This window comes from Acinetobacter sp. RUH 2624 (assembly GCF_000162375.2).
GTDB lineage: Bacteria > Pseudomonadota > Gammaproteobacteria > Pseudomonadales > Moraxellaceae > Acinetobacter > Acinetobacter nosocomialis.
This window is the reverse complement of record NZ_KI391939.1, coordinates 926000-934825: the sequence shown is the minus strand read 5'-3', so window position 1 is coordinate 934825 and position 8826 is coordinate 926000. Positions and strand designations below refer to the sequence as shown.

Genomic DNA, 8826 nt, shown 5'->3' with positions numbered 1-8826 from the left:
CCAATTGGTTGTACGATAGATTTTAGGTGTAGGCTTCTTCATCTGGAAATTATATTACTGAAGAAGCCTTCAAGAATAGCTTTGTGCAACAAAGCCAGTAAAAGATAAAGAATTAGCTAAAAAACTTACCCCAGACTTTGTGATGGGCTGTAAACGTATTCTTATTTCAAATAAATACTTCCCGACATTTAACCGTAAAAATGTGGAATTAGTGACGGATAGTATTCAAGAAATTAAAGAACACAGCATTATTACAAAAGATGGAAAAGAAAGATCTATCGATTGTTTGATTTATGGGACTGGCTTTATTACAGATCCCCGAATTTACTTAAAAGATTTTACTTGTATTGGTCGTAACCAAATTGAATTAAAGCAGGCGTGGAAGAACGGTGCAGAAAGTTATTATGGAATAGTGACCAAGAATTTCCCTAACCTATTCCAGCTGCTTGGACCAAATACTGTTTTAGGACATAACTCGGTTATTTTTATGATTGAGTCTCAAGTTAATTATATTTTACAACTTATTGAACTCGTAGATAAATCTGGTCAACACGCTGTAGAAATTAAACCGGAAGTCCAAGATACTTTCAATGAAGAAATACAGAAACAACTTCAAGGTACCGTATGGCAAGCAGGCGGTTGTAATAGTTGGTATCAGGCTGCTGATGGGAAAAACTTTTCTTTATGGCCAACTTATACTTGGAAGTATTGGTTAGAAACCCGTAAAGTTAACCCCCAAAATTATTTACTGCTAAATAAGTTCTCTAAGAGCTATGCAGCATAAAATGTTCAATACATAATAGATAGGTTAATAACAATCTATCTATTATATGCAATCTGTTAGCCTCATTATTCAAATTTTTATTGTAATAGCTTTTGGATACTTTCTTGGCCCTAAACTCTCATTAAATATTCGGCAGTTTATTTTTAAAATTTTACCCTATTTTTCATATATTTTACTAACAAGTGTTGCTTTAGAATTAACACTTGCACTTGATCAAATTAATAATCCATCTACTATATTACCACCAGCCCTATTAATTGCATTTACAACATCTTTTGGCTCTTTTTTTACTTGTTTAATCGCCTACGCAATTTTTGATAAAGAAAGTGTTAAAGGAAAAATTTCACTTCAGCTTTTTATCAATGCTCTAAAAAATATTGCTAAGGCATTTCTAGCTTTAACTGTAGGTATCATTTTAGGTATTCTTTTTACTCGACTAAATATACATATTTCATTTAATAGTTGGTATTTGTTATTAGTCTTTATTTTTCTAATTGGCATCGAATTAGCTTTTACTCATTTTAACCGAACATGGTTAAGCTGGAAAATTCTTATTGTACCTTTGGCTGCCTTTATAGGTTCATGTATAGCTGGTTTTCTCAACTATTTCTTATTAGGCAATCATTTTACACTTAATGAAATGCTGGCTTTAGCCCAAGGCTATGGTTGGTATTCAATGTCAGGTATTTTATTTACACAATTACATTCAGCTGAGCTAGGTGGAATTGCATTACTTACAGATCTATTTAGAGAAATAGTTGCAATTTTACTCATGTACACCATGGGATGGCGTTTTCCACGTCCAGCAATTTCAAGTGCTGGTGCCACCTCGATGGATGTAACATTAGCAATGGTAAAACAGTCATGTGGCACACATTATGTACCACATGCCATGATGAGTGGCTTACTTCTAAGCCTACTCGCTCCACTTTTAATTACTGTGTTTTTAAACTTTTAAGCAATTGAAGCAAGAATTGACTTCAACATTTGAGTTGGGTCTTCTGCTTTAGTAATTGGACGACCAATAACTAAATGGGTAGAGCCATCAAGCATTGCTTGTTTTGGAGTCACAATGCGTTTTTGGTCATCTGCATTACTACCTTCTGGACGTATTCCAGGGGTAACTAAAGAGAAATCTTGTCCAATTAATTCACGGAGAATTTTAGCTTCCTGAGCAGAACAAACTACACCATCTAAACCACTCTCTTTAGTCAGTTTAGCTAATCTTTTAACTTGCTCTACAGGTTCAATATCTAAACCAATATCTTTTAAGTCTTCACGCCCCATTGAAGTTAAAACTGTTACAGCAATTAACTGAGTTTGATAATTACCAGCCTTTAAACGCTCTACACAGGTTTCCATCATTTTTCGACCACCTGATGCATGTACGTTCACCATCCACACACCTAAGTCTGCCGCAGCACATACAGCTTGAGCAGTTGTATTAGGAATATCATGAAATTTTAAATCTAAGAAAACTTCGAAATTTTCTTCTTGAAGTTTTTTTACAACAGATGGGCCTTCATGAGTAAAAAGCTCTTTACCTACTTTTACGCGGCATAATGTAGGATCAAGTTGTTCAACAATTTTTAAAGCGTCATATTGGCTTTTAGCATCTAACGCAACAATGATACTCAAGAGACTTTCTTCCATCATATAAAATCAGCGCTATTATAATAGACAAGTCAGCTACTAATAAAGAAAACTATGAAGACAAGTTTTTGAATAAAAAAATATTGATTTTGAATTTAATGAATGAAGAGAAATATAGGGAGGAAATACTACTCTTTATAACCAGATAAAGAGTAGTATTACGAATAATTATAAAGGAGTAGAGTTTTTATCTTGAGGATAAACATCTACCACAGTTTTTTCATGTCTTACATTTGCAGCTGCTTCTGCTGCTGCCAATTGAGCACTTTGAATTTGTTCTTTTCTCAAATGGTCAATATCTTTTCTAAGGCGTTTAATTTCCCAACCTTTTTGGAAAACTCGGAAAACTTGTACACCTAATAAAAGTCCAACTACAATTCCAAGCGCCAAGGTAAGCAACAATAATAAACCTAAACGCATTGCAGGAACTTGAGTAAATAATAAATCAACAGGAAGTTCTGTTGGGTTCTGCAAAACAAGTGCTAAAGAATAGCCAAATACAATAATGAGTAATGCAATTAGAATATAACGCATAGGCACCCCACTTATGAGTTTTATTTATTTTCCAGATTCATTCACTGCATCACGGAGTGCTTTACCTGGTTTAAAATGTGGAACAGCCTTCGCTGCAACATCTACTGACTTACCTGTTTTTGGGTTGCGGCCAACTCTAGGTTCACGGTGGTGTAAAGCAAAGCTACCAAAACCACGGATTTCAATACGATTGTCAGTCGAAAGAGCTTCGATCATTTGATCAATCATGATTTTAACCGCTTCTTCCACCAATGGTTCAGCCAAGTGTGGATTTTTTAGCGCAATGCGTTCAATCAAATCAGACTTATTAAGAGCTTCAGTAGTCATCTACGACCTCGTTATTTATTACTACTCTAAGTCGTTTGATAATAACCTGTTTAAATACAAAACGGTAGCGCAGTATGTTGAATACTACGCTACCGTTTACAGTAATTTGTATAAAAAGTACAATTTCGTTACATGAAACTGTACTTTGTTAACTTATTACTTCATTTGCGCTTTGATCAAGTCACCAATAGTCTTAGGACCATTTTCTTGAGAAGCTGATGCTGTACGTAAGTTAGCTACTGCTTCTTTCTCTTCAGCTTCGTCTTTCGCTTTGATAGACAAGTTGATAGAGCGAGATTTACGATCAACGTTGATGATTTTAGCTTCAACTTCTTGACCAACTTCTAAGAATTTAGTTGCATCTTCAACGCGGTCACGGTTGATTTCAGAAGCTTTAAGAGTAGCTTCTACTTCGTCAGCTAACTTAACAGTTGCGCCACGAGCATCAACTGCAGTCACAGTACCTTTAACTAAAGCACCACGTTCGTTAGCAGCTAAGAAATCATTGAACGGATCGCTGTTCAATTGCTTGATACCAAGGCTGATACGGTTACCTTCAGCGTCTACAGACAAGATAACTGCTTCAACAGTGTCACCTTTCTTGTAACGACGGATAGCTTCTTCGCCTTGTTCGTTCCAAGAAATATCAGACAAGTGAACTAGACCGTCGATACCGCCATTTAAACCAATGAAGATACCAAAGTCAGTGATAGACTTGATTGTGCCTGAAACTTTTTCGCCTTTCTCATGAGACTTAGCAAACTCTTCCCATGGGTTAGCACGAGTTTGTTTGATACCAAGGCTGATACGACGACGTTCTTCGTCAACTTCAAGAACCATAACATCAACTTCGTCACCGATCTGAACAACTTTAGATGGGTGGATGTTTTTGTTAGTGTGGTCCATTTCAGAAACGTGTACTAAACCTTCAACGCCTTCAGCGATTTCAGCGAAACAACCGTAGTCAGTTAAGTTAGTAACACGTGCTTTAACGATAGAACCTTTAGGGTAACGGCTCATGATCGCTAACCATGGATCTTCGCCTAATTGTTTAAGGCCTAAAGATACGCGGTTACGTTCACGGTCAAATTTAAGTACTTTAACAGTAACTTCTTGACCAACTTCAACAACTTCTGAAGGGTGCTTGATACGCTTCCAAGCCATATCTGTGATATGAAGAAGACCATCAATACCGCCAAGATCAACGAATGCACCGTAATCAGTAAGGTTCTTGATAGTACCTGTAACTGTTTGACCTTCTTCAAGTTGAGCAAGTAATGCTTCACGGTCAGCAGAAGATTCAGCTTCCATAACAGCACGACGAGATACAACAACGTTGTTACGTTTAGCATCAAGTTTGATTACTTTAAACTCTAACTCTTTACCTTCAAGGTGAGTAGTGTCACGGATAGGACGAGTGTCAACTAATGAACCTGGTAAGAACGCACGAACAGGACCGATGTCAACAGTGAAACCGCCTTTAACTTTACCAGAGATAACACCAGTAACGATTTCGCCATCTTCAAAGATTTTTTCAAGTTTAGTCCAAGTTTCAGCACGTTTAGCTTTTTCACGTGATAAAACTGTTTGACCCATACCGTTGTCAAGAGCTTCAACAACTACGTCAACAGTGTCACCAACCTGAACTTCAAGTTCACGTTGTTCATTTAAAAATTCAGCACGGTCAACAATGCCTTCTGATTTAAGGCCAGTGTCAACAGTAACCCAGTCGCTATCGATGTTTACAACAACACCTTGGATGACTGCACCCTTTTCAACGTTGAGGTTTAATTCACTTTCTTCAAAGAGGGCTGCAAAAGATTCGGTCATGATATACCTGATAAAGTCAGCGGTCTTGGATCAGACAAGGCCGGTTTAGTTAAGTATCAACATAGTCTTTATAGACTGATCAAGCTATGCGTCAACTGATAATCTTAGTTGCTAATAGTACGGCTATTGACATAATCAACCATTAACTTAAATACTTGATCGATCGTTAATTCCGAACTATCAATGATATAAGCATCTGCGGCTGGCTTGAGAGGAGCTACTTCCCGCTCCATGTCTCTTTTGTCACGCGCTTGTATATTAGCTAAAATGTCGTTTATTTTAGCATCTAGACCCATGCCCTGCAACTGTTTTACTCTTCGCTCAGCACGAGACTCTGCCGAAGCTGTCAGGTAAATTTTTGCATTCGCTTCAGGGAAAATTGATGTTGCCATATCTCGGCCATCTGCCACTAAACCTGGAGTTTGCGCAAAGGCTCTTTGACGCTCAAAAAGTGCTTGTCTAAGCTCTGGTATTGCTGCAACTTTAGAAGCATATTCTCCAACTCGCTCTGTACGGATAGTTTGTGATACATCTTCTCCATCAAGGAAAACCAATGTTCCCTCTGCTGAAGTTTCAAACTTGATATTAAGCTGACGAGCATATTTCACACACTCATCTAAATGGCTATCTAATTTTTCCAATAAATCATGTTTATGTAATGACAACCCTAACAAACGATACAAGGCGCCAGAGTCGAGTAAATGAAATTGATAATAAGCAGCAAGTTTTGCCGCTAGTGTTCCTTTACCCGAACCACTCGGACCATCAATAGTAATAATTTGAACTGTCATTGAACTCTCACTAAGAAGCAAATGCTTTAGCTAATCTCGAAAAGCCTAGTGTAATCGCTAGTTTTAGCTGTGCAAGAATTAATTTACTTACAACAGGAGCTTTTGCCGTTAATTCGATACGATAAGTAACCAAAGTAATATATGGGGTTATTTCAGAAAACTCGATACGACCTAAATGGTGCTTAACTAAGGGATTATCAATCAATTTATATTCAATACGCTTGTTTTCTTCGAGATAAGTGATTTCTTCTTTAAGTGGTTTAATCGTACCAAACCCCATACGACGAACAGAACCAACCCCATCGGGTCTTTCAGGATCTACTGAGTCTTTTACACGTACAACTTGTAATGGAGCAAATGCCTTATTGTAAGTTGCATGTTTAGAAAGCAGGTTAAATACATCACTAAGAGGAGCATTAAATTCTTTTTGTATAGTAATTACATTACGCATGAAAGTTCCTTATTTAAATAAATCATGTCAATGAAACGGCGTTAGTTTGCCATAACCACATGACATTTTTTAATCATTTAAGGACGTTTTTTGTTGCTTCTCTTGTTTCTTTTGTTCACGTCTTTGTTTAAAAAAAAGACTTAACTGCTGAGCACATTTTTCATGTAAACATCCCTGCTCAAAAGTAAATTTATGGTTGTAATAACCATTTTCTAATAATTGACGTGTACTCACTAGTGAGCCCGCTTTAGGCTCTACTGTTCCAAATACAACGTGTTTAATTCTTGCATGTACTAAAGCTCCCACACACATTGTGCATGGCTCAAGCGTAACGTACAAAGTCGCGTCTTCTGGTAAACGATAATTTTTTAATAATTGGCAAGCCGAACGAATAGCTTGAATCTCTGCATGCGCTGTAGGATCAGATAAACCAATTGGAGCATTGAAACCAGCTCCAATTAACTTATTTTGGCTTACAATTACAGCCCCAACAGGAATTTCCCCCTGCTCGGCTGCTAATTCAGCTTGCTCGTAAGCAAGCTGCATCCAATACTCATCACTAAATTTAGACATTATTTATTATGACACTACACCATACTGTCTAAGTAATGCATTCCAGCTATCAATAGTCGTAATTGGTGGGTCATCGGCCAAAATGCCTCTTAATGTAAGGTCTTCACATGCTTTCCATTCTGGCGATAAATCTTTATCGACTAAACGTGCACGCACACCTTCCACAAAGTCAGGGTGGCGAATTTTCCATTCAGAAATTTGCGCTTCCAGGTCAAAAACTTCGTCCCAAGAATGAACTTGTTTACCCCATTGCCATAACAACCAAGTAATCGCTGCTGTACTTGGCGAACCCTTTTGTAAGTTTTCACTGGCTTGACGCAACCAATCACTGCTTGCATCGCGTAAGCTTACAATCGCCTGATAGTCTTGTTCAAAACTTGAACCACGACAAACGCTATGGATAACGTCTAAAGAATTTTGCAATGGTCCTGCTGCAACCGGACGGTGCAAGCTATTTAAAGTATCGTCAATCGCACGGAAATCACCTGCAGGATAGTGAGCCCAATTAATATTCAGTACTTTTTGCAGAACATTATCACGTTGTGCTTCGCAAATATGCGTCGCCCAACCAATGCTGTAGGCCCCAGCGGCAGTCATGATAGAACCCGTCAAACCAGTAAATAAACCAATTTGCCCACGGTCAGCAAGGAAACGGCTTGCACCTACATCTGGGTATAAGCCAATATTAATTTCAGGCATTGCCAAACGTGAATATGGTGTAACTAAGCGGAAAGGTGCAGCCATAAACAAGCCTAAACCGCCCCCCATTACATAACCTTCGCCCCATACAACAACTGGTTTTGCATAATTATGCAAAAGTAAATCCAAAGCATATTCTTGCTGGAAAAACTTATTTGCTGTTTCTACTTCTTGATTAATGACCAGCTGACGTAATTTGCGTACATCTCCGCCTGCACAAAAAGCTTTTGGTGTTGTCGAGTCCAACCAAATTGCTTTCACTCGCTCATCATCACGGAAGTCTTCAAATACTCGTAATAAAGCCGTTACGATTGATTCATCTAAAGCATGTAATGATTTAGGTCGATTCAAACGTACTATACGCCAACCATTTTTCGCTTCTTCAACTACCAAATCCGGATGATAGCTATTTACATTGGGAGAGTTCATCATGCGTCCAATTGCCAGTCTATGGGCTCAATGCCATGTTGTTTCAAATATTGATTTGTTTTTGAAAACACTTTGCAACCAAAAAAACCACCACGATTAGCCGCAAGTGGTGATGGATGTGCAGCAGTTAAAACTAAGTGTTTTTCTCTATTTATACGTTGCCCTTTACGTTGTGCATAAGCACCCCATAAAATAAAAACAATGTGCTCGCGTTGTTCATTTAAGACATCAATTACTGCGTCAGTAAACTCTTCCCAACCTTGTTTTTGGTGTGATGTGGGCTGTCCTGCTTCTACAGTAAGTACACTGTTTAATAAAAGTACACCTTGCTCGGCCCATTTGGTTAAATCACCATGACGCGAAATTGGTACACCTAAATCTGTATTTAATTCATGAAAAATATTACGTAAAGATGGAGGTAATGCAACCCCTCTTTGTACAGAGAAACTTAAGCCATTTGCCTGATTCGGTCCATGATATGGATCTTGCCCTAAAATCACGACTTTTACATGATCTAAAGGTGTAATATTTAACGCATTAAAAATTTGTTTACTTGGTGGATATATTGTTTTTTGGGCCTGCTTCTGTTGAAACAGGAAGTCTCGCAAACTATCCATGTAAGGACTCAGCAAAAATGGAGTTAATGATCTTTTCCAGCTTTCTTCTAATTGAACTTTACTGAGTTTGTCTTGCTGTTGCTCAGTTAATTGCATTAATGTCATCCTAGATCAATTTTCATTTCTACAAACAAAAGG

Annotated in this window: 10 protein-coding genes and 1 pseudogene; 2 read left to right on the top strand and 9 right to left on the bottom strand. The window is 37.8% G+C overall.

Going from position 1 to position 8826, the window contains the following annotated elements; genetic code table 11:
• Nucleotides 1–97 precede the first annotated feature (97 nt).
• Nucleotides 98–784: pseudogene (locus HMPREF0014_RS11135) on the top strand (NAD(P)/FAD-dependent oxidoreductase); the annotation flags it as partial.
• Nucleotides 785–830: 46 nt separating this feature from the next.
• Nucleotides 831–1742: a lysine exporter LysO family protein gene (locus tag HMPREF0014_RS11130; protein ID WP_004887467.1), complete on the top strand. Its 912-nt coding sequence runs from the start codon at nt 831–833 to the stop codon at nt 1740–1742.
• Here the strand turns inward: HMPREF0014_RS11130 and pyrF are convergent.
• From pyrF to ung, 9 genes are all read right to left on the bottom strand, one after another.
• Nucleotides 1739–2437, bottom strand: coding sequence for an orotidine-5'-phosphate decarboxylase (gene pyrF, locus HMPREF0014_RS11125; protein ID WP_006580789.1), 699 nt, complete (start codon nt 2435–2437; stop codon nt 1739–1741). The two genes, HMPREF0014_RS11130 and pyrF, sit on opposite strands and share 4 nt — an antisense overlap.
• A 168-nt stretch (nt 2438–2605) precedes the next feature.
• A complete protein-coding gene (locus tag HMPREF0014_RS11120; protein ID WP_002049904.1) occupies nt 2606–2971 on the bottom strand; it encodes a lipopolysaccharide assembly protein LapA domain-containing protein in 366 nt (121 codons plus the stop codon).
• A gap of 24 nt (nt 2972–2995) precedes the next feature.
• Nucleotides 2996–3298 carry an integration host factor subunit beta gene (locus HMPREF0014_RS11115; RefSeq protein WP_002050043.1) on the bottom strand — a complete coding sequence of 101 codons (303 nt, stop codon included), beginning with the start codon at nt 3296–3298 and terminating at the stop codon, nt 2996–2998.
• 156 nt (nt 3299–3454) lie between these two features.
• A complete protein-coding gene (gene rpsA / locus HMPREF0014_RS11110; RefSeq protein ID WP_002050239.1) occupies nt 3455–5128 on the bottom strand; it encodes a 30S ribosomal protein S1 in 1674 nt (557 codons plus the stop codon).
• Between the two features lie 104 nt (nt 5129–5232).
• Nucleotides 5233–5919, bottom strand: a complete 687-nt coding sequence (cmk, locus tag HMPREF0014_RS11105) for a (d)CMP kinase (RefSeq protein WP_002049899.1) — start codon at nt 5917–5919, stop codon at nt 5233–5235.
• A gap of 10 nt (nt 5920–5929) precedes the next feature.
• Nucleotides 5930–6370 carry an SRPBCC family protein gene (locus HMPREF0014_RS11100; RefSeq protein ID WP_002050033.1) on the bottom strand — a complete coding sequence of 147 codons (441 nt, stop codon included), beginning with the start codon at nt 6368–6370 and terminating at the stop codon, nt 5930–5932.
• A gap of 69 nt (nt 6371–6439) precedes the next feature.
• A complete protein-coding gene (gene tadA / locus HMPREF0014_RS11095; protein ID WP_006580788.1) occupies nt 6440–6943 on the bottom strand; it encodes a tRNA adenosine(34) deaminase TadA in 504 nt (167 codons plus the stop codon).
• Between the two features lie 6 nt (nt 6944–6949).
• A complete protein-coding gene (locus HMPREF0014_RS11090) occupies nt 6950–8074 on the bottom strand; it encodes an enoyl-CoA hydratase/isomerase family protein (protein ID WP_006580787.1) in 1125 nt (374 codons plus the stop codon).
• Nucleotides 8071–8784, bottom strand: a complete 714-nt coding sequence (ung, locus tag HMPREF0014_RS11085; protein ID WP_002049829.1) for a uracil-DNA glycosylase — start codon at nt 8782–8784, stop codon at nt 8071–8073. Before ung ends, HMPREF0014_RS11090 begins: the two co-directional genes overlap by 4 nt.
• Nucleotides 8785–8826: the final 42 nt, after the last annotated feature.

Coding starts and splice junctions, on each gene's coding strand:
- HMPREF0014_RS11130 (WP_004887467.1), top strand. CDS start 831: ATGCAATCTGTTAGCCTCATTATTCAAATTTTTATTGTAATAGCTTTT.
- HMPREF0014_RS11100 (WP_002050033.1), bottom strand. CDS start 6,370: ATGCGTAATGTAATTACTATACAAAAAGAATTTAATGCTCCTCTTAGT.
- HMPREF0014_RS11120 (WP_002049904.1), bottom strand. CDS start 2,971: ATGCGTTATATTCTAATTGCATTACTCATTATTGTATTTGGCTATTCT.
- cmk (WP_002049899.1), bottom strand. CDS start 5,919: ATGACAGTTCAAATTATTACTATTGATGGTCCGAGTGGTTCGGGTAAA.
- HMPREF0014_RS11090 (WP_006580787.1), bottom strand. CDS start 8,074: ATGATGAACTCTCCCAATGTAAATAGCTATCATCCGGATTTGGTAGTT.
- rpsA (WP_002050239.1), bottom strand. CDS start 5,128: ATGACCGAATCTTTTGCAGCCCTCTTTGAAGAAAGTGAATTAAACCTC.
- pyrF (WP_006580789.1), bottom strand. CDS start 2,437: ATGGAAGAAAGTCTCTTGAGTATCATTGTTGCGTTAGATGCTAAAAGC.
- tadA (WP_006580788.1), bottom strand. CDS start 6,943: ATGTCTAAATTTAGTGATGAGTATTGGATGCAGCTTGCTTACGAGCAA.
- HMPREF0014_RS11115 (WP_002050043.1), bottom strand. CDS start 3,298: ATGACTACTGAAGCTCTTAATAAGTCTGATTTGATTGAACGCATTGCG.
- ung (WP_002049829.1), bottom strand. CDS start 8,784: ATGCAATTAACTGAGCAACAGCAAGACAAACTCAGTAAAGTTCAATTA.